Source organism: Streptacidiphilus sp. PAMC 29251, from assembly GCF_054208735.2.
Genome location: NZ_CM135725.2, coordinates 3,336,898 through 3,363,756 on the forward strand (window position 1 = coordinate 3,336,898; position 26,859 = coordinate 3,363,756).

General features: G+C 70.6%; 24 protein-coding genes and 1 pseudogene. 11 read left to right on the plus strand and 14 right to left on the minus strand.

Going from position 1 to position 26,859, the window contains the following annotated elements:
- Nucleotides 1-27 precede the first annotated feature (27 nt).
- The 7 genes and pseudogenes from ACXKR8_RS15590 to ACXKR8_RS15620 all read right to left on the minus strand — a co-directional run bounded on the left by ACXKR8_RS15590 (nt 28) and on the right by ACXKR8_RS15620 (nt 6,307).
- Complete coding sequence (locus ACXKR8_RS15590; RefSeq protein ID WP_458273506.1) at nt 28-1,590, minus strand: AMP-binding protein; 1,563 nt, start codon at nt 1,588-1,590, stop codon at nt 28-30.
- Nucleotides 1,591-1,734: 144 nt separating this feature from the next.
- Nucleotides 1,735-2,846, minus strand: a pseudogene (locus ACXKR8_RS15595) (DUF475 domain-containing protein).
- A gap of 108 nt (nt 2,847-2,954) precedes the next feature.
- Nucleotides 2,955-3,533 (minus strand): TerD family protein, encoded by a 579-nt coding sequence (locus tag ACXKR8_RS15600; protein WP_458273508.1) that lies wholly within the window; start codon nt 3,531-3,533, stop codon nt 2,955-2,957.
- A gap of 106 nt (nt 3,534-3,639) precedes the next feature.
- On the minus strand, nt 3,640-4,215 hold the full coding sequence (locus ACXKR8_RS15605; protein ID WP_458273509.1) for a TerD family protein: 576 nt from the start codon (nt 4,213-4,215) through the stop codon (nt 3,640-3,642).
- A gap of 175 nt (nt 4,216-4,390) precedes the next feature.
- A complete protein-coding gene (locus ACXKR8_RS15610; protein WP_458273510.1) occupies nt 4,391-4,849 on the minus strand; it encodes a peroxiredoxin in 459 nt (152 codons plus the stop codon).
- A 70-nt stretch (nt 4,850-4,919) separates the two neighbouring features.
- On the minus strand, nt 4,920-5,741 hold the full coding sequence (locus ACXKR8_RS15615) for a hypothetical protein (RefSeq protein WP_458273511.1): 822 nt from the start codon (nt 5,739-5,741) through the stop codon (nt 4,920-4,922).
- Nucleotides 5,742-5,854: 113 nt separating this feature from the next.
- Entirely contained in the window at nt 5,855-6,307 is a 453-nt protein-coding gene (locus ACXKR8_RS15620) for a DUF3052 domain-containing protein (protein WP_458273512.1), read from the minus strand.
- Nucleotides 6,308-6,871: 564 nt separating this feature from the next.
- Between ACXKR8_RS15620 and aceE the strand changes: the two genes are divergently transcribed.
- The 3 genes from aceE (at nt 6,872) to ACXKR8_RS15635 (ending at nt 12,015) form a co-directional block, all read left to right on the plus strand.
- Nucleotides 6,872-9,622, plus strand: coding sequence for a pyruvate dehydrogenase (acetyl-transferring), homodimeric type (gene aceE / locus ACXKR8_RS15625; RefSeq protein ID WP_458273513.1), 2,751 nt, complete (start codon nt 6,872-6,874; stop codon nt 9,620-9,622).
- Nucleotides 9,623-9,804: 182 nt separating this feature from the next.
- On the plus strand, nt 9,805-10,572 hold the full coding sequence (locus ACXKR8_RS15630; RefSeq protein WP_458273514.1) for a G1 family glutamic endopeptidase: 768 nt from the start codon (nt 9,805-9,807) through the stop codon (nt 10,570-10,572).
- Between the two features lie 234 nt (nt 10,573-10,806).
- A complete protein-coding gene (locus ACXKR8_RS15635; RefSeq protein ID WP_458273515.1) occupies nt 10,807-12,015 on the plus strand; it encodes an alpha/beta hydrolase in 1,209 nt (402 codons plus the stop codon).
- A 12-nt stretch (nt 12,016-12,027) separates the two neighbouring features.
- Here the strand turns inward: ACXKR8_RS15635 and ACXKR8_RS15640 are convergent, their stop codons facing one another.
- Complete coding sequence (locus tag ACXKR8_RS15640) at nt 12,028-13,041, minus strand: aldo/keto reductase (protein WP_458273516.1); 1,014 nt, start codon at nt 13,039-13,041, stop codon at nt 12,028-12,030.
- Nucleotides 13,038-13,454, minus strand: coding sequence for a MerR family transcriptional regulator (locus ACXKR8_RS15645; protein ID WP_458273517.1), 417 nt, complete (start codon nt 13,452-13,454; stop codon nt 13,038-13,040). The genes ACXKR8_RS15640 and ACXKR8_RS15645 overlap by 4 nt, the downstream gene beginning before the upstream one ends.
- Before the next feature lie 79 nt (nt 13,455-13,533).
- On the opposite strand from ACXKR8_RS15645, the gene ACXKR8_RS15650 reads away from it, so the two are divergent.
- Nucleotides 13,534-14,367 carry a serine hydrolase domain-containing protein gene (locus tag ACXKR8_RS15650; RefSeq protein ID WP_458273518.1) on the plus strand — a complete coding sequence of 278 codons (834 nt, stop codon included), beginning with the start codon at nt 13,534-13,536 and terminating at the stop codon, nt 14,365-14,367.
- A 7-nt stretch (nt 14,368-14,374) separates the two neighbouring features.
- Here the strand turns inward: ACXKR8_RS15650 and ACXKR8_RS15655 are convergent, their stop codons facing one another.
- Entirely contained in the window at nt 14,375-15,127 is a 753-nt protein-coding gene (locus tag ACXKR8_RS15655; RefSeq protein WP_458273519.1) for a pirin family protein, read from the minus strand.
- A 249-nt stretch (nt 15,128-15,376) separates the two neighbouring features.
- On the opposite strand from ACXKR8_RS15655, the gene ACXKR8_RS15660 reads away from it, so the two are divergent.
- The 6 genes from ACXKR8_RS15660 to ACXKR8_RS15685 all read left to right on the plus strand — a co-directional run bounded on the left by ACXKR8_RS15660 (nt 15,377) and on the right by ACXKR8_RS15685 (nt 21,073).
- Entirely contained in the window at nt 15,377-16,573 is a 1,197-nt protein-coding gene (locus tag ACXKR8_RS15660; protein ID WP_458274993.1) for a PucR family transcriptional regulator, read from the plus strand.
- A 103-nt stretch (nt 16,574-16,676) separates the two neighbouring features.
- Nucleotides 16,677-17,627: an ACP S-malonyltransferase gene (locus ACXKR8_RS15665; protein WP_458273520.1), complete on the plus strand. Its 951-nt coding sequence runs from the start codon at nt 16,677-16,679 to the stop codon at nt 17,625-17,627.
- The gene (locus ACXKR8_RS15670; RefSeq protein ID WP_458273521.1) at nt 17,624-18,667 is read left to right on the plus strand and encodes a beta-ketoacyl-ACP synthase III; all 1,044 of its coding nucleotides are present in this window, start codon (nt 17,624-17,626) and stop codon (nt 18,665-18,667) included. The genes ACXKR8_RS15665 and ACXKR8_RS15670 overlap by 4 nt, the downstream gene beginning before the upstream one ends.
- Before the next feature lie 116 nt (nt 18,668-18,783).
- On the plus strand, nt 18,784-19,026 hold the full coding sequence (locus tag ACXKR8_RS15675) for an acyl carrier protein (RefSeq protein WP_458273522.1): 243 nt from the start codon (nt 18,784-18,786) through the stop codon (nt 19,024-19,026).
- 125 nt (nt 19,027-19,151) lie between these two features.
- Nucleotides 19,152-20,417 (plus strand): beta-ketoacyl-[acyl-carrier-protein] synthase family protein, encoded by a 1,266-nt coding sequence (locus tag ACXKR8_RS15680; protein WP_458273523.1) that lies wholly within the window; start codon nt 19,152-19,154, stop codon nt 20,415-20,417.
- A 50-nt stretch (nt 20,418-20,467) separates the two neighbouring features.
- Complete coding sequence (locus tag ACXKR8_RS15685; protein ID WP_458273524.1) at nt 20,468-21,073, plus strand: TetR/AcrR family transcriptional regulator; 606 nt, start codon at nt 20,468-20,470, stop codon at nt 21,071-21,073.
- Nucleotides 21,074-21,190: 117 nt separating this feature from the next.
- Here ACXKR8_RS15685 and ACXKR8_RS15690 read toward each other — a convergent pair whose 3' ends face one another.
- The 4 genes from ACXKR8_RS15690 to ACXKR8_RS15705 all read right to left on the minus strand — a co-directional run bounded on the left by ACXKR8_RS15690 (nt 21,191) and on the right by ACXKR8_RS15705 (nt 26,195).
- The gene (locus ACXKR8_RS15690; RefSeq protein WP_458274994.1) at nt 21,191-23,245 is read right to left on the minus strand and encodes a S53 family peptidase; all 2,055 of its coding nucleotides are present in this window, start codon (nt 23,243-23,245) and stop codon (nt 21,191-21,193) included.
- Nucleotides 23,246-23,480: 235 nt separating this feature from the next.
- Nucleotides 23,481-24,002: a hypothetical protein gene (locus ACXKR8_RS15695; RefSeq protein WP_458273525.1), complete on the minus strand. Its 522-nt coding sequence runs from the start codon at nt 24,000-24,002 to the stop codon at nt 23,481-23,483.
- Nucleotides 24,003-24,190: 188 nt separating this feature from the next.
- Nucleotides 24,191-24,685: a DUF3145 domain-containing protein gene (locus tag ACXKR8_RS15700; RefSeq protein ID WP_458273526.1), complete on the minus strand. Its 495-nt coding sequence runs from the start codon at nt 24,683-24,685 to the stop codon at nt 24,191-24,193.
- Nucleotides 24,686-25,172: 487 nt separating this feature from the next.
- Nucleotides 25,173-26,195 carry an NADP-dependent oxidoreductase gene (locus ACXKR8_RS15705; protein WP_458273527.1) on the minus strand — a complete coding sequence of 341 codons (1,023 nt, stop codon included), beginning with the start codon at nt 26,193-26,195 and terminating at the stop codon, nt 25,173-25,175.
- Between the two features lie 94 nt (nt 26,196-26,289).
- On the opposite strand from ACXKR8_RS15705, the gene ACXKR8_RS15710 reads away from it, so the two are divergent.
- Complete coding sequence (locus tag ACXKR8_RS15710; RefSeq protein WP_458273528.1) at nt 26,290-26,742, plus strand: MarR family winged helix-turn-helix transcriptional regulator; 453 nt, start codon at nt 26,290-26,292, stop codon at nt 26,740-26,742.
- The last annotated feature ends 117 nt before the right edge of the window (nt 26,743-26,859 follow it).

A 26,859-nucleotide genomic window follows, 5' to 3' on the forward strand; every position in this document is an offset into this window, starting at 1 on the left:
TCAGATCACTGGCGGCCCGACGTACGGTCAGAGCGCGCGGGCCGCCAGCAGGTCCGCGCGCAGGGTCTTCTTGTCGGTCTTGCCGATGGCGGTGCGGGGCAGGGCGTCGGCGACCGAGTAGGTGACCGGTGCGTAGAGCTCCCCCAGCTCGTCGACGATCCGGCGGGTCAGCTCGGGGAAGTCCGGGACGGCGGCCGGGTCCTGCGGCACCAGGACCACGTGCACGGTCTCCCTGGCGTCGTCCCCGGGCAGGCCGATGGCGGCCGCGTCCTTGACGGCGGGGAGGGAGATCAGGAAGTCGTCGAGCAGCCGGGAGTAGACGTTGTCGGCGGTACCGCCGGTCACGATGATGTCCCGCACCCGGTCGACCAGGTAGAGGTAGCCGTCCGCGTCCAGGCGGCCCACGTCGCCGCTGCGGAACCAGCCGTCGCGGTCCAGCACCTCGGCCGTGCGCTCCGGGTCGTTCCAGTAGCCCTCCATGACCGAGCGGCTCCGTACGTACAGCTCGCCGGTCCGTCCGGCCGGCAGCGGCTTGCCGTCGCCGTCCCGCAGTTGCACCTCGACCCCGGGAGCCGGACGCCCGCAACTGGTCAGCGACTCGGGCCGGGTCAGGTCGTGCTCGGCCGGGGTGAGCTCGGTGACCATGCCGCTCTCGGACGCCGCGTAGACCTGGTGCAGCACCGGGCCGAAGCGTGCGATCGCCTGCCGCAGCCGGGCCGGGGCGGCGGGGGCTCCGCCGTAGTAGAGCGTCCTCAGGGCGGGGAAGCGTCCGGCGCGGCAGTCCGGGTGGTCCAGCAGCTGGTACAGCATGGGCGTCACCACCATCATCGCGGTGATGCGCTCGCGCTCCATGACGGACAGGGCGAGACCGGCGTCGAAGGTCCGCAGCAGCACGATGGTGCGGCCGTTCAGCAGGCCCATCAGGGCGGCGAAGTGGCCGCTGCTGTGGGTGAGCAGGGTGACCACCAGCATCTTGGGGTCGGCCGGGACCTCCTGGGCGAGCTTCGCCGAGACCCGGACCACGGCGGCGTAGTAACTGCCGCGGTGGGTGACCAGTTTGGGAAGCCCGGTGGTGCCGCCGGTGTAGAGCAGCGTCGCGATGCCGCGGCCGTCGGCGGCCTGCTGCGGCGTCAGGCCGGTGCGCTCCGGGATCCGGGTGAGGAAGTCGGCGGCGATCGATGACGGGCCGAGGCTGAAAACCAGCGGTATGTCGACCCGCCCGGTGATCCGCCGGGTCCGTTCCGCGAAGACCGGATCGAACAGCAGGGCCTTCACCTCGGCCCGCTCGATGAAGGTCTCGAGTTCACTGTTGCCGGGCTCGGGCGGGACGAAGACCAGTCGGCAGCCGGCGAAGTGGACGGCCAGCATCAGCAGCGGTATCTCCAGGGTGTTCTCGACGAAGATGGCCACTCCGTCCCCGTCCCGCAGCCCGGCCTCCCGCAGGGCCGCGGCGAACCGTAGGACGGTGGTGACGGCCCCGGTGCCGCTGATCCGCCGCTCCCCGGCGACTAACGCGTCGTGGCTGCCGGTCGCCCGCAGCCGTTCCAGCACCGTGACGGTGTAGTTCTCGCCGGCATTGAGGGAATCCATCATGGGTCTCCATGGGTGAGGAAGGACAAAAAGAGCCGCCGGCCGGCGCGGCCGCCCTCAGGGGCAACAGCGCCGACCGGCGGTCGAGCAAAAACGGTAGAGCAAGAGCGGTGTAGCAAGAGCGGTGTAGCAAGAACTGTCCGGCTAGAGCTCCGGCACGTCCCCCGCGGCCGCCAGCCGCTTGTTGCGCAGCAGCGAGGACGCCAGCGCCAACCCGATGAAGGCCACGCCGATCAGGCCGGTCACCACCTCCGGGATGGTGTACTTGATGGAGACCATCAGGATGATCGCCAGCGCGCCGATCGCGTAGTGCGCGCCGTGCTCCAGGTAGACGTAGTCGTCCAGGGTGCCCTGGCGGACGAGATAGACCGTCAGCGAGCGGATGTACATGGCGCCGATGCCCAGACCCAGGGTGATCTCGAAGATGTCCTGGCTGATGGCGAACGCGCCGACGACCCCGTCGAAGGAGAACGAGGCGTCCAGCACCTCCAGGTACAGGAACAGGAAGAACGCGGCCTTGCCGGCCACCAGCACGGCCGACTTCCCGGCCGGGGCCGCGGCGGTCTCCGTGCCCTCCGCAGCCGAGCCCTCCTCAGCCTCGTCCTCGTCCTCCTCGCCGGCGCTCTCGAACAGGTTGGAGAGTCCCCCGACCAGCAGGTAGGTGGTGAGTCCGGCGACGCCGGCCAGCAGCACCGTCTCCGCGCCGCCCTCGGCGAAGAAGCGCGCCGACAGCATCAGCACGATCATCGAGACGACCACCGACAGCTGGTCCAGCTTGCCGATCTTCTCCAGCGGCTTCTCCAGCCAGTGCAGCCACTGGACCTCCTTCTCCCCCAGGATGAAGTCAAGGAAGATCATCAGCAGGAACATCCCGCCGAACGCGGCGATCGCCGGGTGCGCGGCGTCCAGGTGCTGGGCGTAGGTCAGCCCGTTCTGGGTCTTGGCGGAGTCGAGCGCGAGCTGGACCACGGCCACCGGGTTGATGTGCGCGGTCAGCGCCACCACCAGCAGCGGGAAGACCAGCCGCATACCGAAGACGGCGATCAGCACGCCGACGGTGAGGAAGATCTTCTGCCAGAACGGCGTCATCCGCTTCAGGATGGTCGCGTTGATGACGGCGTTGTCGAAGGACAGCGAGATCTCTAGAACGGAGAGGATGAGGACGACGCCGAAGCCGTCCGCCCCCAGAAGTACGCCGCGGCCGCGAGGCCGAGCAGAGTGATCCCGAAGGACCACCCGAAGGTACGGAGGAGCACTGGGTGCCTGGACCTTTCTGTCACGCGCGGCAGCCACAGTTGCGGGGACCGCTCTCCACTTTCATGGGAGCGATCCCCGACATTCCCCGCCCTGCCCGCAAGATTTTCTTACTGAACGTTAACCCCGAAGTCTAGGGCGATACCACGCAGCCCAGAGGCATACCCCTGTCCCACTGCGCGGAACTTCCATTCGTTGTTGTAGCGGTAGAGCTCACCGAAGATCATCGCGGTCTCGTTGGACGCGTCCTCGGACAGGTCGTACCGCGCCAACTCCACGCCGTCCGCCTGGTTGGTGACCCGGATGTAGGCGTTGCGCACCTGCCCGAAGTTCTGCAGCCGGGCCTCGGCCTCATAGATGGAGACCGGGAAGACGATCTTGTCCACCTGCGGCGGAACCTGCGTCAGATTGACCTTGACGACCTCGTCGTCCTCGGCCCCGGTGCCGCCGATCAGCTCGTCGCCCATGTGCTCGACCGAGCCGTCCGGGCTCTTCAGGTTGTTGTAGAAGACGAAGTACTCGTCGCCCAGGACCCGGCCGTTGGAGCAGAGCAGGGCACTGGCGTCGAGGTCGAAGGCCGCACCGGTGGTCGCCCTCGCCTCCCACCCCAGCCCGATCTGCACGGCGATGAGGTTGGGGGCGGCCTTGGACAGCGAGACGTTGCCGCCCTTGGCGAGCGTGACACCCATGTGTATCTCTTCCCTCCCTGGCGAACGGGCCGCTGACGCCGCGACACCCGAAGGGTCACAGCGCCCGCGGCCCGTCAGCGAAACAAGCGAAACAGTTGATACGGGATCAGACGTTGACGCCGAAGTCCTGCGCGATGCCGCGCAGACCCGAGGCGTAGCCCTGGCCGATGGCCCGGAACTTCCACTCCGCGCCGTTGCGGTACAGCTCGCCGAAGACCATCGCGGTCTCGGTCGAGGCGTCCTCGGAGAGGTCGTAGCGCGCGATCTCCTGGCCGCCGGCCTGGTTGACGATCCTGATGTAGGCGTCGCGGACCTGGCCGAAGCTCTGGCCGCGGGTCTCGGCGTCGTAGATGGAGACCGGGAACACGATCTTCTGGACGCCGGCCGGGACCGCGGCCAGGTTGACCTTGATCACCTCGTCGTCGCCGTCGCCCTCACCGGTGGTGTTGTCACCCGTGTGCTCGACCGAGCCGTCGTCGGACTTGAGGTTGTTGTAGAACACAAAACCCTTGTCCGAGACCACCTTGCCGGTGTCGGACGTCAGGATGGCGCTGGCATCCAGGTCGAAGTCGGCGCCCGTCGTCGTCCGTGCTTCCCAGCCCAGGCCGACGAGGACCGCGGTCAGGCCGGGCGCCTCCTTGCTGAGCGAGACGTTGCCACCCTTGCTGAGGCTGACACCCACGAGTCCTCCAGATGCAGGGGGAGCACTTCGCCGTGCCCCCGTTGGTGCGGTTGCGGTTTCTGTCCAGCCAACGGATCGATCGTAGTGGCCAGTTCCCTTAAAAGTATGGAGCCCGGATACCGCAGTCGCACCGCTATCCGGGTCTTACCCACTACCGCAGGCGGCGGCGGCCCCCTCAGATGGCCGCGAGCGCCTTCAGGTACTCCTGCTGGTCGCGCGCGTCCGGCAGGCCGTTGACGACGGTCCAGCGGACCACTCCGGTCTTGTCGACCACGAAGGTGCCGCGGACGGCGCAGCCCTTCTCCTCGTCGAACACGCCGTAGGCGCGGGAGACCGCGCCGTGCGGCCAGAAGTCCGAGAGCAGCGGGTACTCCAGGCCTTCCTGGTCGGAGAAGACCCGCAGCGTGGGCGCCGAGTCGTTGGAGATCGCCAGGATCTGCACGTCGTCGTTCTGGAACTGCGGGAGCTCACGCTCCAGGCTGCACAGCTCGGCGGTGCAGACGCCGGTGAAGGCGAACGGGTAGAAGACCACGACGACGTTCTTCTCGCCGCGGAAGTCGGAGAGCTTGACCAGCTCGCCGTGCTGGTTCTTGAGCTCGAAGTCCGGAGCCTCGGTGCCGACCTCGATAGCCATGTGTACCTCTCAGAGTGGGGGCGGACGTCGTGCCCGGGGACATCCTGCCACCCCTCCCCCTGGTGCCGCCTCAGCGCATCCCCGGCAGCCGTCCGAGCAGTCCGACCATGCCCACCGCACGCCGCAGCAGCGCGCCGCCGGGCAGCCCCGGCACCTGTTCCACCAGCGGCGCCAGCGCCATCAGACCGCCGATCCGGTGCAGCTTCAGCTCGCCCCTGGCCAGCAGCGCCGGCAGCGCGCCGCGCCCGTTCGGCACCCCGAGCACGGTGGCCGCCGCGCCCTCGATCCCGGGCACGTCGGCCGGTCCCGGCCGGGTCTGCCAGCCGTCCCGGTCGGCCTGGAAGCTCCAGCCCCCGGTGCCGGGCCCCCACACCCCCGCCGCGGCCCGCAGCCCCTGACGGTGGGCCAGCGCGCCCACCACGTCCACCAGCGCCGCCACACCGGCGTCGGTGACCGCTTCGGGCACCTGCTCGGGCCCGCAGCGGATCGCGGCGAGCGCCAGCTCGTGCGCCATCGCGTGCAGCTGGGTCAGCAGCGGCAGCGGTCCCAGCGCGGAGTCCAGCACGGTGAGCCCCAGCGCCGGTTCGGCCTCGATCCGGTCCAGCGCGGCGGCGACCCGCAGCCGCGCCCCGGCCAGGGCGGCCAGCACCACCTTCGGGCCGTCCCCGGCGTGGTCCTGCCGGGCGGTCTCGGGCCCCGTCTCCTCGCCGCCCGCCTGGGCCAGCAGCCGGGCCAGCACCGGGCGCTCGGGCCAGGAGCCGAGCTCGGCCAACTCCCCCAGCCGCTCCGGCGGCAGGGCCTCGGCGAAGGGGATCAGCGCGTCCCACGCCCCGAGCACCCGTTCCCGCAGTCGCTCCGGCGACTCGGTGGCGACTCCGCGGCGATCGTCCATCCCTGCATTCTGCCCCGATTGAGTCTGCGGACACGACCGCCCGGCCGGGCGTCCAGACAGGGTCTGGGCGCCGACCGGGCGGTCGACTGCTGAGGGGTTGCTCCGTCAGGCCGTCAGCGCTGGCCTGCCTTGGCGTTGGCCGCCTTGGGGGTGGCCAGCCGAACGGCCTGCCAGTCCTTGCTGACAGAGACGGTGCTGGTCTGGGAGAGGCCGGCGGTCTGCGCCGCCTCGGCGATGTCGCTCGCCTCGACGTGCCCGGTACGCCCGGTCTTGGGGCTGAGCAGCCAGACGAGGCCGCCCTCCACCAGGAACTCCTGGGCGTCGACAAGGGCGTCGGTGAGATCGCCGTCCTCGCTGTCCTCGCGGAACCACATCAGCACGGCGTCAGCGACGTCGTCGTAGTCCTCGTCGACGAGTTCCGTTCCGGTGAGGTCCTCCACGGCCTCACGCAGATCCTGGTCGACGTCGTCGTCGTAGCCGAGCTCCTGGACCACCTGTCCGGGCTGGAAACCCAAGCGATTAGCCGGGTTGGACCTGTCCTCCGCGGGGTCCGCGGTCGCGCTCACGGGAATTGCCTCCTATATCCGACCCTGTCTCCTGAAGCCAGGGCTGTGGCCGTAGTCCACACGGGCCGGGCGCTCAGCGCAAGTACCCGATCCTCGATCCTGTGCCTGCAACGATGCGCCGCAACGCGACACGCCGCTGAGCGTGACACACATCACGCCCATTTGCCCCAGTATCGACGGGTGCGGCGGGTCCGCACAGTGGATTGCCGACTCACCTACCCGAGACATCCTCGGCTCACTCCTGGTACCACCAGTGCGGGCCGGGTCAGCGAAGCGTACGGGAGCACACCCCCGCCGGGCGTACAGTTCTTGATTGGCCCTCCCCAGCCTCACCCCACCACCACAAAGATGTGGCAGGTCGGGCCCCCTCGTCGTAGTCCGACACCTACCGGGAAACGGACTGCTGGACGGAGACCGGTTTCACCCGAAAGGGGCGCATTCGGACTGAAAGTCCCTGCGCAGGAGTCGGTTACCCATGGGTAGAGATGACGTTTCTCGACCTGCGGTCCACGATGGAGGCGGCGCGACACCACCTCCTAGTTCGACCGACAGTGAAGGAACAGCGTGGCTTCCGGATCCGATCGCAACCCGATCATCATTGGCGGCCTGCCCAGCCAGGTCCCGGACTTCGATCCCGAGGAGACCAGCGAGTGGCTGGAATCGCTCGATGCCGCCATCGACGAGCGGGGTCGTGAACGCGCCCGCTACCTGATGCTCCGGCTCATCGAGCGCGCCCGCGAGAAGCGTGTCGCCGTCCCCGAGATGCGCAGCACGGACTACATCAACACCATCGCGACCAAGAACGAGCCGTTCTTCCCCGGCAACGAGGAGATCGAGCGCAAGGTCCTCAACGCGACCCGCTGGAACGCGGCCGTGATGGTGTCCAGGGCCCAGCGCCCCGGCATCGGCGTGGGCGGGCACATCGCCACCTTCGCCTCCTCGGCCTCGCTCTACGACGTGGGCTTCAACTACTTCTTCCGGGGCAAGGACGCGGACGGCGAGTCCGGCGACCAGATCTTCTTCCAGGGCCACGCCTCCCCCGGCATCTACGCCCGCGCCTTCCTCCTGGACCGGCTGTCCGAGCAGCAGCTCGACTCCTTCCGCCAGGAGAAGTCCAAGGCCCCGTACGGTCTGTCGAGCTACCCGCACCCGCGCCTGATGCCGGACTTCTGGGAGTTCCCGACCGTCTCGATGGGCCTCGGCCCGCTCGGCGCGATCTACCAGGCGCGGATGAACCGCTACCTGGAGCACCGCGGCATCAAGGACACCTCCAGCTCGCACGTGTACGCCTTCCTCGGCGACGGCGAGATGGACGAGCCGGAGTCGCTGGGCCAGCTGTCCCTCGCCGCGCGCGAGAACCTGGACAACCTGACCTTCGTCGTCAACTGCAACCTGCAGCGCCTGGACGGCCCGGTCCGCGGCAACGGCAAGATCATCCAGGAGCTGGAGTCGCAGTTCCGCGGCGCCGGCTGGAACGTCATCAAGCTGGTCTGGGACCGCAGCTGGGACCCGCTGCTGGCGCAGGACCGCGACGGCGTGCTGGTGAACAAGCTCAACACCACCCCGGACGGCCAGTTCCAGACGTACGCCACCGAGTCCGGCGCGTACATCCGGGAGAACTTCTTCGGCGGCGACCTGCGACTGCGCAAGATGGTCGAGGACATGACCGACCAGCAGATCCAGCACCTGGGTCGCGGCGGCCACGACCACGCCAAGGTCTACGCGGCGTACAAGGCGGCCCGTGAGCACGTCGGCCAGCCGACCGTGATCCTGGCGCAGACGGTCAAGGGCTGGACCCTCGGCCCGAACTTCGAGGGCCGCAACGCGACCCACCAGATGAAGAAGCTCACCACCGAGGACCTCAAGCGCTTCCGCGACCGGCTGCACCTGCCGATCACCGACAAGCAGCTGGACGAGGGCTACCCGCCCTACTACCACCCGGGCAAGGACTCGGAGGAGATCCAGTACATGCACGACCGCCGCAGCGAGCTGGGCGGCTACGTGCCGACCCGCAAGGTGCGCCCGGTCAAGCTGGAGCTCCCCGGCGACGACACCTACAAGCTGCTGAAGAAGGGTTCCGGCAAGCAGGAGATGGCCACCACCATGGCCTTCGTCCGACTGCTCAAGGACCTGATGCGGGACAAGGAGATCGGCAAGCGCTTCGTGCCGATCGCCCCCGACGAGTACCGCACCTTCGGCATGGACTCGCTGTTCCCCTCGGCGAAGATCTACAACCCGCAGGGCCAGCTGTACGAGTCGGTGGACCGCGAACTGCTGCTCGCCTACAAGGAGTCGCCGAACGGGCAGATGCTGCACGACGGCATCTCCGAGGCCGGCTGCACCGCCTCGCTGATCGCCGCCGGGTCCTCCTACTCGACCCACGGCGAGCCGCTGATCCCGGTCTACGTCTTCTACTCGATGTTCGGGTTCCAGCGCACCGGCGACCAGTTCTGGCAGATGGCGGACCAGCTGGCGCGCGGCTTCGTGCTCGGCGCCACGGCCGGCCGGACCACGCTGACCGGCGAGGGCCTGCAGCACGCCGACGGCCACAGCCACCTGCTGGCCTCGACCAACCCGGCCGTGGTCGCCTACGACCCGGCGTACGGCTACGAGATCGCCCACATCGTGCAGGACGGGCTGCGCCGGATGTACGGCAGCAGCGCCGAGTTCCCGCACGGCGAGGACATCTTCTACTACATGACGGTCTACAACGAGCCGATGCGGATGCCCGCGGAGCCCGAGAACGTCGACGCGGAAGGCATCCTCAGGGGCCTGCACAAGGTGGCCCCGGCCACCGGCGGCCAGATCCCGGCGCAGATCCTCGCCTCCGGCGTGGGCGTGCCGTGGGCCCTGGAGGCGCAGCGGCTGCTGGCCGAGGAGTGGAACGTCAAGGCGGACGTCTGGTCGGCGACCTCCTGGACCGAGCTGCGCCGGGACGCCATCGCGGTGGAGGAGTTCAACCTGCTCCACCCCGAGGAGGAGCAGCGGATCCCGTACGTCACCAGCAAGCTGACCGGCGCCGAGGGCCCGTTCGTGGCCGTCTCGGACTGGATGCGCGCGGTGCCGGACCAGATCTCGCGCTGGGTCCCGGGCCAGTGGCAGTCGCTGGGCGCGGACGGCTTCGGCTTCGCCGACACCCGTGGCGCGGCCCGTCGCTTCTTCCACATCGACGCGCAGTCGGTGGTCCTGGGCGTGCTCACCGAGCTGGCCAAGCAGGGCAAGATCGACCGCTCGGCGCTGAAGGCGGCCATCGACCGCTACCAGCTGCTGGACGTCTCGGCGGCCCACCCGGGCGCGGCCGGCGGCGACGCCTGACCCAGCGGCACAGGCCGCAGTACAGCCACCAGAACCTCCGCCCGACGGCTTTTCAGCCGCCGGGCGGAGGTTTTTGGCCATTCAGAAGTCTTTACCTGGAAACCACTCTGCGGGGTGGCAGTCGGGACTACTTTGTCGGGAACCCGACAACATTGGGCAACCCCCACGCGACAAGGAGCACCATGTCGACGACCCGTCGTGCCACCGCTCTGTCCGCCACCCTGCTGGCCGTTCTCGCCGCCGCAGCCCCGGGCGTGGCCGCCGCCGCTCCCGGCCTCGTCAACGCCCCGCTGCAGCCCTCCACGAGCAGCCACCCGCTGGCCGCCCACGGCGGCGGTATACGGAACAGCACCAGCTCCAACTGGTCCGGCTACGCCGCCACCGGCGCCAAGTTCACCAGCGTCACCGCCAGCTGGGTCCAGCCCACCGGCCACTGCACCAGCGCCACCAGCTACTCCAGCTTCTGGATCGGCCTGGACGGCGACGGCAGCAGCTCGGTCGAGCAGACCGGCAGCGAGGTCGACTGCTCCGGCGGCTCCCCGCAGTACTACGCCTGGTACGAGATGTACCCGGCCTACCCGGTGAACTTCCCCGGCACGGTCCGCCCCGGCGACCACTTCACCTCCTCGGTCACCGAGAGCGGCAGCGGCTCCTTCACCCTCAAGCTCTCGGACACCACCCAGGGCTGGAGCAAGACCGTCACCAAGACCCTCCGCAACGCCGCCCTGGCCTCGGCCGAGGTCATCGCGGAGGCCCCGTCCAGCAGCTCCGGCGTGCTGCCGCTGACCAACTTCGGCACCGCCTCCTTCACCAGCGCCACCGCCAACGGCCAGCCGATCGGCAACTTCTCGCCCGACAACATCACCATGGCCTCGGGTTCCACCACCAAGGCCACCACCTCGGGTCTCTCCGGCGGCAACGCCTTCTCGGTGACCTGGAAGCACAGCTGACACCCTCGTACGGGCCGTCGCTCCTCCCCGGAGCGGCGGCCCGTATTCTTGTGAAGCCGCCGTGAATCTCTTAGCCCGAATGGTGCATGATGTGACGGTTGTCGCAGTTTAGTTACCCGTCGTACACCGTACGCACCTGGTGGATGCGCTTACGCTGACGCAGAACCAACTTCAGCAAGACCTCCGGGCCCGGCCCGTACGACGGTCGCCGGAAGCCCTAGGAGAAACACGCGTATGCGGTTCAGGCGCACCCTGATAGCGGCGATGGTCTCCTTCACTGTCCTGGCGGGCACAGGTGCCGCCGCAGCGGGGGCGGCGGTCTCCGACGAGCAGATCGCCATCACCACGCCGCCGGCCGGCAGCCACGCCTGGAGCCAGGACCAGTCGCTCGGCCGGCCGCTGCCGGATCCGGCCAAGGCCACCGCCGGCGAGGTCGCCGACTTCTTCGGCTCGCTCAGCCACGCCGAGCAGCAGCGCCTGGTCCGGAAGTACCCGCTGGTGGTCGGCAACTTCGACGGCGCCCCGGCGGCCCTGCGCTACCAGGCCAACGCGCTGGCGATGGAGCAGGAGCTGGCCCGGCAGCAGGGCCGCGCCGCCAACCGCTCGCTCAGCGGGGTCGAGCGCTCGGTCGCGGCCGGACAGGTCGCCACCCTGCACAAGCTGCTGATCCCCGGCCGCCAGTTCCTGGTCTTCGACCCGCGCGGACGCGGCCTGGTCGCCGAGGTCTTCGGTGACCTGGGCACCGCCAAACGGGTGTCGGTGCTGGTCCCCGGCTCGGACATGGACCTGGCCCACTTCGACCGCAGCGACACCGCCACCCCGCTCAAGGGCGCGGCCGGCATGGCCCAGGCGCTGCGCACCGAGGAACAGCAGGTCTCCCCCGGCACCGGCACCGCGGTCATAGCGTGGTCCGGCTATGTGACCCCCGTGGGCCTCGGCGCGGACGCCGCCACCGCCCGGCTGGCCGAGGCCGCCGCGCCGCGGCTGGAGCGGCTGCTGGCAGGACTGGCGCTGACCTCGCACCCGGACGCCGCGCCGACCCTGCTCTGCCACTCCTACGGCTCGGTGGTCTGCGGCATCGCCGCGCCCGAGCTGCACGAGAAACTGGGCGTCACCGACATGGTGGTCTTCGGCAGCCCCGGCATGGACGTGCCGGACGCCGCCGCGCTCGGCGACGGCGTCCGGCTGTGGGCGACCGCGCGCAACCCCGGCGACTGGATCGGCAACGTCCCGTACCTGGAGGTCGCCGGGCTCGGCCACGGCGCGGACCCGACCAGCGACGACTTCGGCTCCCGGGTCATCGCCTCGACCGGGGCCAGCGGCCACAACGGCTACCTCGCCGCCGGGACCGCCAGCCTGCGGAACTTCGCCGACATCGCCCTGGACCGCTACGCGGACGTGATCTGCGCCGACCACGGCGGGTCCTGCGTCAGCGGGCTGTAGCGCGCGGGCCGGTTACTCGCGGGCGGCCGAGGTGGAGCTCATGTCCGGGTAGCGGTCGCCGGCGACCTGGGCCGCGATCGGCTCCAGCGCGGCCAGTTCCTCCGCGCTCAGCCGCAGCGTGGCCGCGGCGGTGTTCTCCTCCAGCCGGCTGCGCTTCCTGGTGCCCGGGATCGGCACCACGGTCAGCCCGTGCACCTCGGCCTGCTGCTGCACCCAGGCCAGCGCGATCTGCGCCGGGCTCGCGCCGTGCGCGGCCGCGATCTTGTGCACCGGGGTCAGCAGCGCCGCGTTGTGCGCGGCGTTGTCGCCGGTGAACCGGGGCTGGTACTGCCGGAAGTCGCCGCCGGTCAGCTCGGAGGCATGGGCGAAGGAGCCGGTCAGGAAGCCGCGCCCGAGCGGCGAGTAGGGCACGAAGCCCACCCCGAGCTCGGCGGCGGCCTGGACCGCGCTGCGCTCCACGTCGCGGGAGAACAGCGACCACTCCGACTGCAGCGCGGTGATCGGGTGCACCGCGTGCGCCTCGCGCAGCTCGGCGCCGGTGACCTCGGACAGGCCCAGGTACTTGACCTTGCCCGCCTGGATCAGCTCCGCCATCGCCCCGACCGACTCCGCGAACGGCACCTCCGGGTCGCGCCGGTGCATGTAGTACAGGTCGATGACGTCCACGCCGAGCCGGCTCAGACTGGCGTCCACGGCCTGCCGGATATAGGCGGGGTCATTGCGGATCGCCCGGTGGGACGGGGCGTCGGCGCGGCGATCGATGGAGAACTTGGTGGCCAGCACCACCCGGTCCCGGTTGGCCCGGACGAAGGGGCCGATCAGCTTCTCGTTCTCGCCGTTGCCGTAGATGTCGGCGGTGTCGAACAGGGTGACGCCCAGCTCCAGGGCGCGGTCCAGGGTGGCCAGCGCCTCGGTGGTGTCGGTGTCGCCGTAGAACTCGCTCATGCCCATGCAGCCGAGGCCCTGGACCCCGACGACGGGTCCGGCGCTGCCCAGAGTGGTGGTGGGGATCGTGCTGCTGCTCATAGCTGCTGCTGCCTCTCCGCATAGAAGTCGATCTTGTAGTCGATGATCAGAAGGGTGGCCTGCAGGTCGGTGATCCGCTGCCGGACCTCCTCGCGGTGCCGCGCCAGCAGTTCCTGCCGGGCGGCGGCGGTGTGGTCGCCCTCCCGGCACAGGTCCGCGTAGCGCACCATGTCCGCGACCGGCATGGCGGTGAGCCGCAGTTTGCCGAGGAACTCCAGCCAGCCGAGGTCCCGGTCGCTGAAGCGGCGCTGCCCCGAATGGGAGCGGGCTGGGTGGTCCAGCAGCCCGATCCGCTCGTACCAGCGCAGGGTGTGCGCGGTCAGCCCGGTCCTGACGGAGACCTCGCCGATGGTGTAGCGCGGGGTGTCCTCGGGTTCCGGCTCTTCCACTACGACTGCCAGTGACATCGCCATGCCTCGAACCTACCTAGTTGGAGTGCACTCCAAGCAAGCGCGGAGCAGGCGCCGCCGAACGCTCGCTAGTCTGTCCGGTATGGACAGCCTGCTGATGATCGACAAGTGGCCGGTACCGACCGTGGCCGCAGCGGTGGTACGGCGCGACGGGACGCTCGCCGGGGCCCGGGGGCCGCAGCAGCACGCCTTTCCGCTGGCCTCGGTGACCAAACCGCTCAGCGCCTACGCGGTGCTGGTCGCGGTCGAGGAGGGGGCGCTGGAGCTGGACCAGCCGGCCGGCCCCGAGGGCTCGACCGTACGCCACCTGCTGGCGCACACCTCCGGGCTGGCCTTCGACGCGCACCGGCAGCTGGCCGCCCCCGGCACCCGCAGGCTCTACTCCAACGCCGGGTACGACGTCCTGGCGGAGACCCTGGAGAAGGCCACCGGCATCCCCTTCGCCCAGTACACGGCGGAGGCCGTGTTCGAGCCGCTGGGCATGGCCGACACCAGGATCGACCCGGCCGCGCCGAGCCAGGCCGGGGCCGGCGGCGTCTCCACCGCCGCCGACCTGGCCCGCTTCGTCGCCGAACTGCTGGCGCCGGCCGTGCTGCACCCCAGCACCCTGGCCGAGGCCACCACCGTGGCCTTCCCCGGGCTGGACGGGGTGCTGCCGGGCTTCGGGCACCAGCGCCCCAACGACTGGGGTCTCGGCTTCGACCTGCGCGACCACAAATCCCCGCACTGGATGGGAGCCAACAGCGCCCCCACCGCCTTCGGCCACTTCGGCCAGACCGGCACCTTCCTCTGGGCGGACCCGGTCGCCGGGGCCGGCTGCGTCGCCCTCTGCGACCGCAACTTCGACGCCTGGGCCGCGGAGCTCTGGCCCCCGTTCACCGACGCGATCCTGCGGGAGCTTCCCCGGCTGCCCTAGCTGAGAATCAGCCGTACCGCAGGGCTGATCCCATCACCCAGAGCAGCGCCTCGACCCCGTCCGGGCCCGCCGCGGGGTCGACCGGCTCGGCCGTCCCGCTCAGCCGCAGGCTGTCCCCCGGGCCCAGCTCCTGCCCCACCCCGCGCGGCCCCCGGGCACTGCGCAGGCCGAGGCCGCCGCGCAGCAGATGCAGATAGCGGTAGCCGGCGGGCGGCAGCGCGGGCAGGGCCTGGTAGGGCCCCAGCCGGAGCAGATACAGCGCCGCGTCGGCCCGGCGCAGCTCGGTGCCGTCCGCCAGCGGCAGCAGCCCGGAGCCGGCCGGGGCCTGGCGCAGGCCGTAGCGCGGCGGGGTGCCGAACTCGTCCGGTTGCAGCCAGAACTGGACGAAGCGGACCGGCCCCGCCGCCCCGCCGACGTTGCCCTCGCTGTGCGACACCCCCGCGCCCGCGCTCAGGTACTGCACCTGGCCGGGGCGGACCACGGCCGCGTGCCCGTGGTCGTCCCGGTGCGCCAGCGCGCCCTCGACCACCCAGCTGAGGATCTCGGTGTCCCGGTGCCGGTGCGGGGCGAAGCCCGCGCCGGGCGCGAGGGTCTCCTCGTTGCAGGCCAGCAGCGCTCCGAAGTGGGTGTTCGCGGGGTCGTAGTGCCCGGCGAAGGAGAACGCGTGCCGGGTGTCGACCCCGTCCTGCGGCGCGGAGCGGTGGCGCTGGTCGGCGCGGTGCACGGTCAGCCCGGCCACGGGCGGGTCATGGTCAGCCATGCGCCGACGCTACCGCCCGCCGCGCGTCGCGCAGCGCGTTCTGTGACCGTTGCCACGCACCGGGGACGCGCTGCTCGGCACGTATCGCGCTCCCGGTAGGGCAGTCTTGTGCCTGTGCCAGCCGCCCCTGCCAAGAAGCCCGCCAGGACCGCCTCCGCCTCGCCCGCGAAGAAGGCCGCCGAGCCGCCCGCCGCCGAGCCCGCGGCCGGCGACCCGCCCGTCCGCCGGGGCTCCCCGCGCGGGACGGCCATAGAGCGGCGGACCGCCGCCGAACGGGCCGAGCGGCATGCCGCGACGCTCAAGCGCCTGGAGCGCGCCTCCGGGAAGCTGTCCACCGCGGCGATCGCCCGGATGGACGAGCAGCTGTCCTGGTACCGCAACATGCCGCCGGAGCACCGCTCCTGGATCGGCCTGGTGGCCCAGGCCGGCATCGCCGCGTTCACCGAGTGGTTCCGCCACCCGGAGGCCCCGCAGGCGATCAGCACCGACGTCTTCGGCACCGCGCCGCGCGAGCTGACCCGGGCGGTGACGCTGCGGCAGACCGTGGAGATGATCCGCACCACCATCGAGGTGGTCGAGGAGGCCATCGACGAGGTCGCCTCCCCCGGCGGCGAGGACGGGCTGCGCGAGGCCGTGCTGGTCTACGCCCGGGAGATCGCCTTCGCCACCGCCCAGGTGTACGCGCAGGCCGCCGAGGCGCGCGGGGCCTGGGACGCCCGGCTTGAGGCGCTGGTGGTGAACTCGCTGCTGTCCGGGGACGCCGACGAGGGCGTGCTGTCCCGCGCGGCGGCCCTCGGCTGGGGCTCGCCGGACCGGGTGATGGTGGTGATGGGCAGCGCCCCGGCCGGGGACAGCGAGCTGGTGGTGGAGGCGATCCGCCGGGCCGCCCGGCACGCCAAGCTGCATGTGCTGACCGGGGTGCTGGGGGCCCGGCTGGTGGTGGTGGTCGGCGACGGCGGCAAGAATCCGGACCGGCTCTGGGATCCGGTCCCGGCCGCCCGCTCGCTGATCGGCCAGTTCGCCGCGGGTCCGGTGGTGATCGGCCCGACCGTGGGCGACCTGCTGTCGGCGACCCGCTCGGCCCAGGCCGCCGCGGCCGGGCTGCGGGCCTGCGCGGCCTGGCCGGACGCGCCGCGCCCGGTGCTCGCCGACGACCTGCTGCCGGAGCGGGCGCTGGCCGGCGACCAGGCGGCGCGCCAGCAACTGGTGGAGGAGATCTACACCCCGCTGGACGAGGCGGGCTCGGCCCTGCTGGACACCCTCTCGGTCTACCTGGAGCAGGCGTCCTCGCTGGAAGGCGCCGCCCGGATGCTGTTCGTACACCCCAACACCGTCCGCTACCGGCTACGCCGTGTGACCGATGTCACCGGATACGCGCCCAGCGACGTCCGTTCGGCGTTCACCCTGCGCATCGCCCTGGCCCTGGGACGACTCCAGGCATCCTGACCTGCGTACATGCACGACTGTAGGGAACCCACAACCAGGGGTTCGGTTCTTCGTCTCCGTCCCCACCCGCGCGAGGTGGCCTCAGCGAGAGAAGGTTGGTTTCGTGCTCGTTATCGTTGCTCCCGGACAGGGTGCCCAGACGCCAGGATTCCTCGCCCCGTGGCTCGAGGTCGACGGTGTGGCCGACAGGCTGCACTGGTGGTCCGCCGTGGCCGGGCTCGATCTGGTGCACTACGGCACCGAGGCTGACGCGGACGCCATCAGGGACACCGCCGTCGCCCAGCCGCTGCTGGTGGCCGCGGGCCTGGCGGCCGGATCGGCCCTGCTCGCCGGGTCGAAGCCGCTGCGGCCGGAGCTGCTCGGCGCGGTCGCCGGGCACAGCGTCGGCGAGATCACCGCCGCCGCCTTCGCCGAGGTGCTCACCCCCGAGCAGGCGATCGCCTTCGTCCGGCAGCGCGGCCTGGCCATGGCCGGCGCCGCCGCCGAGACCGCGACCGGGATGTGCGCCGTCCTCGGCGGCGACCCGGACGAGGTCGCCGCGAAGATCGCCGAGCACGGCCTGACCGCGGCCAACAACAACGGCGGCGGCCAGATCGTCGCGGCCGGCACGCTGGAGCAGCTGGAGGCGTTCAAGGCGGACCCGCCGGCCAAGTCCAGGATCATCGCGCTGGCGGTGGCCGGGGCCTTCCACACCGGGCACATGGCGGCCGGCGTCGAGCGCCTCGCCAAGCTGGCCCCGGGGCTCACCGTGCGCGACCCGCGGACCGCCTATGTCTCCAACGCCGACGGCAAGACCGTGGACGGCGGGGCCGAGGTGCTGAGCCGTCTGGTGTCGCAGGTCTCCAACCCGGTCCGCTGGGATCTCTGCATGGAGGCGCTGGAGCGTCTCGGCGCCACCTGCGTGATCGAGGTCCCACCTGCTGGGACGCTGACCAATCTGGTGAAGCGCAACCTCAAGGGGGTGGCTACCCTCGCTCTGAAGACTCCGGACGACCTCGACAAGGCCCGCGAGTTGATCGCTGAGCACGCCGCACCCGAGGGGATCCCTTCATGACAGAGACTTCACTGCCCGCGCAGATCAAGCCGAGCAGCGGCGCCGCGTACGCGCGGATCCTGGGCGTGGGCGGCTACCGTCCGGTCCGGGTCATCCCCAACTCCGAGGTGCTGAACTGGATCGACTCGTCCGACGAGTGGATCCGCACCCGCAGCGGCATCACCGAGCGGCGCTGGGCCGGGCCCGAGGAGTCGGTCGCGGAGATGTCGGTGCAGGCCGCCGCCAAGGCCATCGCCCACTCCGGGATCGCGCCCGAGCAGATCGGCGGGGTGATCGTGGCGACCGTCTCGCACCTCAAGCAGACGCCGGCCATCGCCACCGAGATCGCCCAGCGGCTCGGCTGCGGCACCGCCCCCGCCTTCGACATCTCGGCCGCCTGCGCCGGCTTCGGCTACGGCCTCAGCCTGGCCGACGGCATGATCCGCACCGGCAGCGCCGAGTACGTCGTGGTGATCGGGGTCGAACGGCTTTCCGACCTGACCGACAAGACCGACCGTTCGACCGCGTTCATCTTCGGCGACGGCGCCGGCGCGGTCGTGGTCGGCCCGTCCGAGACTCCCGGCATCGGCAAGGTGATCTGGGGTTCGGACGGTTCGCAGAAGGACGTCATCAGCCAGACCCAGGCCTGGGACACCGCGTTCGCCAAGCCGGACGCGGTCAACGGCGTGGGCGAGGAGGCGAAGTGGCCGGCGCTGCGGATGGAGGGTCAGGCGGTCTTCCGCTGGGCCGTCTGGGACATGGCGAAGGCTGCGCAGCGCGCGCTGGACGCCGCCGGGATCACCGCCGACCAGCTCGGCGCGTTCATCCCGCACCAGGCCAACATGCGGATCATCGATGCCATGATCAAGGCACTGAAGCTTCCCGAGACAGTCCCGGTCGCCCGGGACATCGCGGAGACCGGTAACACCTCGGCCGCCTCGATCCCGCTGGCGATGGAGCGGATGCTCCAGACCGGCGAGGCCAAGAGCGGCGACCTGGCCCTGATCATCGGTTTCGGGGCCGGTCTCGTCTACGCGGCGGCAGTCGTTACCCTGCCCTAGTACCAACCAGTTACCAACCAGTACGGACCGGTTGATCTTCCGACCGGACCACCACGGACGACCGTGGCCCGCATTCCGGCGGACGCGGAAAGTGCACAACACGAAGGAGTGCCGACATGGCCACCAAGGACGAGGTCCTTACCGGTCTCGCGGAGATCGTCAACGAGATCGCCGGGATCCCGACCGAGGACGTCGAGCTGGACAAGTCGTTCACCGACGACCTGGACGTCGACTCGCTGTCCATGGTCGAGGTCGTCGTCGCGGCCGAGGAGCGCTTCGGCGTCAAGATCCCGGACGACGAGGTCAAGAACCTGAAGACCGTCGGCGACGCCGTCGACTTCATCCTCGCCAACAGCTGAGACATCTCGACCCGGTTGGGGTTCGTCCCGGCCGCCGCGCGCGGCCGGGACGGGCCCGGACCAACTGGACCACCCGGACCAGCACCACCCCCAGTAGGCAGACGCAGAACGTGGGAGAAGAAGCAGTGACCAACGACAACCGCACCGTGGTCGTCACAGGGATCGGCGCCTTCACGCCGCTCGGCGCCGACGCCGCGTCCACCTGGGAGGGCCTGGTCACCGGGCGCTCCGGGGTACGCCTCCTGGAGGAGGAGTGGGCCGCCGACATCCCGGTCAGGATCGCGGCCCGTACCGCCGTCGAGCCCGGCACGATCATCCCCAAGCACCAGGCCCGCAAGCTGGACCGGTCGGCGCAGTTCGCGCTGATCGCGACCCGTGAGGCCTGGACCGACGCGGGCTTCGAGACCTCCGCCACCGCCGAGGGCTCGACCGTGGACCCGGACCGGCTGGGCGCGGTCGTCGCCTCCGGCATCGGCGGTGTGACCACCCTGCTCGACCAGTACGACGTGCTGCGGGAGAAGGGCGTCCGCAGCGTCTCCCCGCACACCGTGCCGATGCTGATGCCGAACAGCCCGGCGGCCAACGTCGGTCTGGAGATCGGCGCGCGGGCCGGCGTGCACACCCCCGTCAGCGCCTGCGCCTCCGGCGCCGAGGCCATCGGCTACGCCATCGAGATGATCCGCACCGGCCGCGCCGATGTCGTGGTCGCCGGCGGCACCGAGGCGGCCATCCACCCGCTGCCGATCGTCGCCTTCGCCAACATGATGGCGATGTCCAAGAACAACGAGCACCCGCAGGAGGCCTCGCGCCCCTACGACAAGGCCCGGGACGGCTTCGTCCTGGGCGAGGGCGCCGGCATCGTGGTGCTGGAGTCCGCAGCCCACGCCGCCGCGCGCGGAGCCCGGGTGTACTGCGAGGCCGTGGGCCAGGGCCTGTCCTCGGACGCCCACCACATCGCGCAGCCCGAGCCGACCGGCGCCGGCATCGCCCGCGCCCTCGCGCACCTGTTTGAGTCCACCGACCTGAACCGGGACGAGGTGGTGCACCTCAACGCGCACGCCACCTCCACCCCGCAAGGCGACGTGGCCGAGATCAAGGCGCTGCGCAAGGAACTCGGCGACCACGTGGAGCACATCGCGGTCTCCGCCACCAAGTCGATGACCGGCCACCTGCTCGGCGGCGCCGGCGGCATCGAGACCGTCGCCACCGTGCTGGCGCTGCACCACCGGCTGGCCCCGCCCACCATCAACGTGGACGACCTGGACCCGGAGGTCGACGCCGATATCGTCACCAAGGAGCCGCGCAAGCTGCCCGAGGGCCCGATCGCGGCACTGAACAACTCCTTCGGCTTCGGCGGCCACAACGTGGTGCTGGCCTTCCGGCGGGACTGACCGGAGACACACCACCGACCCGGAGAGACGCCACCGACCGGAGAGACGCCATGGCCAAGGGCCGGGGATCCGAGGAGACCAAGGCCGCGCTGGTGGAGGCGGCCATCTCCGCCCTGCGCGAGAACGGCTTCGCCGGGGCCAGCGCCCGGGAGATCGCCCAACGCTCGGGCTGCAACCAGGCGTTGATCTTCTATCACTTCGGCACGGTGGCGCGGCTGCAGCTGGCCGCCCTGGACGCGGTCAGCGCCACCCGCGACGCCCGCTACCGGGAGATGGTCGCGGAGTCGCACGGCCTCGCCGCCCTGGTCCGCGCGGCCCGGGCGGTGTTCGACGAGGATCTGGACCAGGGGCATGTCACCGTCCTGGTGGAGATGATCGCCGCCGCCCAGTTCAACCCGGAGCTGCGGCCCGAGGTCGCCGCCCGGATCCGCCCCTGGCGCGAGTTCGCGGCCGGCACGGTCAAGGACGCCCTGGCCGGCTCCCCCGCCGCCCGGCTGCTGCCGCCCGACGAACTGGCCCACGCCGTGGTGGCGATGTACCTGGGGCTGGAGATGCTCGCCAACCTGGAGGGTGAGCGCGAACCGGCGCTGGCCCTGTTCGACCGGGTCGGGAAGATCGCTTCGCTGCTCGACATCTTCAAGAGAAAACGCAAGTGAGCGTGCGTGCCGGAGCCCGGCGGGTGTTTCCCCGCCGGGCTCCGGTTCACCGCCTGAGCGGTGTGTGCCACCGCCTGAGCGGTGTGAGGTTCACCGCCGAAGCGGTGTGAGGTTCCGTCAGCCGTTGGTGAACGACTTCAGGTAGGCCTCGGTGGGCGAGCCGACACCGGTGGCGGAGTCGTAGCCCTTGACCGCGGTCAGACCGTAGTCGCGGCCGAAGGCGATCAGCCGGGCCCGCAGCGTGCCGCTGATGACGCCGGCGTCGAAGACCGAGCTCAGCGGGGGCTGGCCCTTGATCGCCGTCTTGTTGACGACGTCGGTGTAGGACTTGCCGCCGTAGCGGGAGTAGATCTCCGGGTTGGCGAAGCCGATCGCACGGCCGTGGTGGGCCTGGATCGCGTCGGCCTGGACCGCGGAGAACTCCGGCGCCGAGACGCTGGTGCCGCCGTAGCCGCCCTCGCTGTAGGCAGCCCCGTCGGAGATGCCGACCAGGACCGAGGTGTAGAGGTCACCGTTCATCGAGATGTCCGGGGTGACCCGCTGCGCGGTGGCGCTGTGGGCGCCGGTCTGCAGGGTGTGCGACAGCGAGCTGGGAACGACCGGACCCTGGTACCAGGGCTGGGCGAAGTCCTCGCTGACGCCGCCGCCACCACCGAAGTAGAAGGCGCCGGGCAGGGGGGTCCAGCCCTTCTGGTCGGCCGTGAGGGCCGAGCGCAGGGTGCCCATGTCGGTCTCGAAGCCGTAGGTGCCCTTCTTCGAGGAGATCGCCAGGGCGGTCCCGCCGACGCTGGTGACCCAGACCGAGGAGTCGGGCCAGTTGGCCTGGGCCCGGTTGGTGGTCGGGTCGCAGTTGGCACCCGTGGCCGCGGCACCCGGCGAGCTGTCGCCGCAGTCGCCCGCGGAGAAGTCGAAGCCGATGCCCTCGGCCGCGCCCTGCTGGAAGGTCTGCTCGTAGGACGCGATCAACGCCGGCGAGGTGTCGCCGTTGACCGAGCTGTGCATGATCTCGCCCCAGGAGTTGGAGACGACATCAGCGAGGTGCTTGTCCACGACGTTGGCCAGGGCAGCGCCCAGGTCGTCGTCCGAGCAGGAGTTCGCGCCGACGTAGACGACCTTGGCGTCGGGCGCGAGCCCGTGCACCATCTCGACGTCCAGCGCCTCCTCGGGGGCCCAGCCGGCCGGGCCGCCACAGGCGTCCTGGCTGTTCCACTGGTCCGGGGTGACGACCTCGGTGTACTGGCCCGTCTTGAAGGCCTTGTCACCGTGGTTGGTCGAGTACTGGTTCGCGTCCGCCTCCATGGTGCTGGAGCCGTAGGCGTCGATGATGGCGACCGTGGCGCCCTTGCCGGTCAGACCGGAGGCGGTGATGCCGTACGCCTTGCGGAGCTGCGAGGGGTAGAACGAGCACTGGTCGAACGAGGTCTTGGCGACGTAGCCGACCGGTGCGCCCTTGGCGTCCTTCTGGCCCCAGTAGTCGGAGCAGGTGGCGACGGTCGGCAGGCCGGCCTTGCCGGGCTTGGCGGCGTCACCCTTGGCCGCGGTGTTGACCGGGATCGACGCCGGCTTGGCCGACGGGGTAACCGAGGAGAGGCCGACGACGCCGATGACGTCCGCGGCGACTCCGGCCGGGATGACCGCGTTCGCGCTGGGCGCGTGCACGTTCTTGCCCTTGACCAGGTACTTGTGCAGCGAGGTGCCGAAGGCCCGCTTGATCGCCGCGCTGTTGCCGCTGACGGTGATCGCGTGCTCGGTGGTGCTGCCGATCTTCAGGCCGGCTCCGGTGAGCCAGGCCTGCACGGCCTTGATCTGGGCCGGGGTGGCCAGGAACTTCGCCGTGGCTGCGGCCGGGGAGAGGTACTTGCCGTAGCTCGGGTCGCCCGGCGTGGAGACGGCCTTCGCGTAGGCCGCGAGGGCCGCCGGGTCCTGTGCGTTGAGATAGACCGTTGCCGAGGTGACGGTACTGGCAGCGACCGCCCCCTTGTCAGCGGCTGCGGTGGCCCAGGACGGACGTGTCCCGGCCAGTACCTTGGCCTTGGCCGAGGGGGCCGCCTGGGAGGCGGGGGCGAAGGCAAGCGTGCCGGCCCCGAGTGCCAGTGCGGCACCCGCGGCGGTGGCGAGACGAATGCGGCGTCCGCGTGATGACAGGTGATTGGTGATGACGTCTCCAGATATGAGGGACCGTCAGGAATGACACCTCGAGTGACTCATATGTTTGTCTGTTCGAAGTGTTCATGTGATGTGTACACGGGGGAGGAATTGCGGCGCAAGGGGTTGCCGGGAACTTGTCGAGCTGTGTCACCACTCGGAGTGGAAACAACCTGGACCAGACGCAGCTCCGACCGGGGAGCCGACCCGGCACGCCGCAGGGCCCGACCGCCGGTGCGGTCGGGCCCTGCGTCTGCTCGGTTCAGAAGCTCTCGAAAGGCACCGGGTTCCCCGCGGCGTCGAGCGGGACCGGGGTTGCCAGCACCGTGCCCTGGGCCTGGTCCGGCCAGGCGGAGGACGGCGGAGTGAAGATCCAGTACCGCCCGGCCGGCAGCCCCTTCCCCGCCGGGAGCGGGTAGGTGGGGATGACCACGTTGGTCGCGATCCGGATCCGCACCGCACGCTCCGGAAGCGGCCCGAAGGTGATCGGCAGCGTGTCGGAACCCGGTGCCGGAGCGTCCGCGTAGTAGTCGTCGTCCGGTGGCTTCAGGTCGAAGCCGCAGGCCCCCGAGGTCCAGCTGACGCCGGAGCCGGGGCCGCGCGCGTCGTCCACGGTGAGGCACAGCCCGTGCTTGCCGTCGGCGCGGGCGTCCAGCTGCCAGTTCACCCCGAAGGTGGACTGCTTCGTCAGGACGACGTACGCCGGACCCTGCGCGGAACAACCCGTCAGGCCGGCGGGTGCCAGCACCGCGAGGACGGCCAGGACCGTTGCTGCCTTGCCCATGCGGAGGCCCCCCTTGCGTCGAGCACTGGTTCACCGTGGGTCCGGTCACCCGGATCCTGATGCCGCCGGAGCTGCCGCCGCCACCTCGGTTCACCTAGACGATGTCGCCGGGGCCCTTTTGGTTGCACTGCCGCAGTGCATGGCACGGTCACCGGGACCGTCCGCAGCGGCGTCACCGGGCGCGGCGGTCAGACCACCTGGTGCAGCCAGCGCACCGGCGCGCCCTCGCCGGCGTGGCGGAAGGGCTCCAGCTCGTCGTCCCAGGGCTTGCCGAGCAGACGGGAGACCTCGGCCTCCAGGTCCACCTCGCCGGTGCGGGCGCGCAGCAGGGCCGCGCGGAGCCGGTCCTCCGGGATCAGGATGTCGCCGTGCGTCCCGGTGACGGCATGGAAGATGCCGAGATCGGGCGTGCTGCTGAAGCGCTCGCCCTCGAAGCCGACGCAGGGCTCCTGGGTCACCTCGTAGCGCAGCAACTGCCAACCGCGCAGGGCGGATGCCAGCCGGGAGGCCGTACCCGGCTCGCCCTCCCAGGAGCACTCGGCACGCCAGGTGCCGGGAGCGACGGGCTGGCGAATCCAGTCGAGGCTGACCCGCACGCCGAGCACGCCTGCTGCGGCCCACTCGACGTGGGGGCAGAGCGCGCGCGGCGCGGAGTGCAGATAGAGAACTCCACGAGTCGTCACCGGGACCTCCAGTGTGGTGCGAGGGGCGCCTTCCCCAGCGGCCTCGTTGCCACGTCCGAACGGTTCCTGTGAACTGCTCCTGGTCTCCGTACTGGTGTCAGTACGTCACAGCGGTAATGACTACCCGGGGTGACTTTCTGTAAACACTACTCAATCAACAATCTCCACAAAACGGACTAACTCTCACTCAGCGTGGCCAAAAACAGGCCGACTTGGTCAATCCGAGGAGAAAGTTGATCGCTCACCGGAATGTTGAGGAAACGGTACCGCGCCTGGGCCCGCCATGGGCGGCGGTCCCGGCGAACCACCCGAAAGCACTTCGCATCCGTTCATCATTCAAGCTGATCTTCCAGGCCCAGCCCCCCGATTGGGACCGGCCGCGCCGAACTCGGCACGGCCGGCGGCCCGCTGACGAGCGGTCGGCGGGGATGTCGGAGGGGGCTCGGCGGGGCTCCGCGGGGGGCTCGGCCCTCAACCGTCCTGGGGCTCAGCCCTCAACCCTGACCAGCATCTTTCCGTTGTTGGCCCCGCGCAGCATGCCGAGGAAGGCGTCCACGGTGTGCTCGAAGCCGTCCACCACGGTCTCGTCCACCACCAGCTTGCCCTCGCGCAGCCAGCCGCCGACCTCCTCGACGAACTGCGGCTGCAGGGCGAAGTGGTCGCCCACCAGCATGCCCTCGAGGCGCAGCCGCTTGCCGATCACCAGCGCCAGGTTGCGCGGCCCGACCGGCGGCTCGGTGTCGTTGTACTGGGCGATGGCGCCGCAGAGCACCGCGCGGCCGCGGAGCTTGAGCGCGCCGACCGCCGCCTCCAGGTGCTCGCCGCCGACATTGTCGAAGTAGACGTCGATGCCCTCCGGGGCCGCCTTGGCCAACTGGTCGGCAACGGGGCCGGTCTTGTAGTCGAAGGCGGCGTCGAAGCCGAGCTGCTCGGTCAGCCGGCGGACCTTCTCCGGCGATCCCGCACTGCCGACGACCAGCGAGGCCCCGCGCAGCTTGGCGATCTGGCCGACCATGCCGCCGACCGCGCCGGCCGCGCCGGACACGAACACGGCCTCGCCCGGCTTGAACGCGCCGACCTCGAGCAGCCCGGCGTAGGCGGTGAGGCCGGTCATCCCGAGCACTCCGAGGAAGGACTGCAGCGGCAGCTTGCCGTCGACCTTGACCGCCTTGGCCGCGTCCAGGGTCGCGTACTCGCGCCAGCCGAGACCGTGCAGCACCGCGTCGCCGACCGCGAAGCCCTCGGCCTCGGAGGCGACGACCCGGCCGACCGCGCCGCCGTCCATCACCGCGCCGAGCCGGAACGGGGGAACGTACGACTTGACGTCGTTCATCCGGCCGCGCATGTAGGGATCGACCGAGAGGTACTCGTTCCTGACGGTGATCTGCCCCGCCGCGGGCGCCTGGACCGGCGCCTCCACCAGCGCGAAGTCCTCCGGAACCGGCCAGCCGTTCGGACGTGCGGCCAGGTGCCACTCGCGGCCGGTCGCGGGCAGGGTCTGCTCAGCCATGTCAAAATTCCTTAACTTTGTCGTCCATTGAGCACTTCAAGTAACTGTGCGACCAAAAGCTTCACCATGTCAAATATTCAGCTAACCTTTCGCTATGTCGCAACCCCAGGACCCCCTCACCCTTGAGGTGGTCGACCTGATGGCCAACCTCGTCTCGCTCTTCCACAAGGAGTACGAGGAGGCCGCCGCCGCCCGCTCGCTCACCGGGGCCCAGGCCAAGGTGCTGGCGCTGCTGCGGCGCGGCCCGATGCCGATGCGGCAGATCGCGCAGACCCTCGCCTGCGAGCCGTCCAACATCACCGGCATCGTGGACCGGCTCGAAGCCCGCGGCCTGGTGGCCCGGCAGGCGGACCCGGACGACCGCAGGGTCAAGCGGGTGGCCACCACCGAGGCCGGACGCGCCGCGTCCGAGGAGCTCAGGGAGTCGCTGGACTTCGCCCGCACCCCGCTGGCCGGCCTGGCCCCGGACGAGCGCGGCCAGCTGCGGGACCTGCTGCAGCGCATCGTCGACGGCGCCAAGCGTCCGACGCCGTCCGGCACGCAGTAGTCACGCAGTGGTTACCCGGGTGTAGTCCATAAGGATGAGAGGGCTCAGCCAGCCTGGGGACGTCACCGCCGAGGCGCACCTATAGGCTCCCTGTGGACGAAGGACCGGACAACTGCC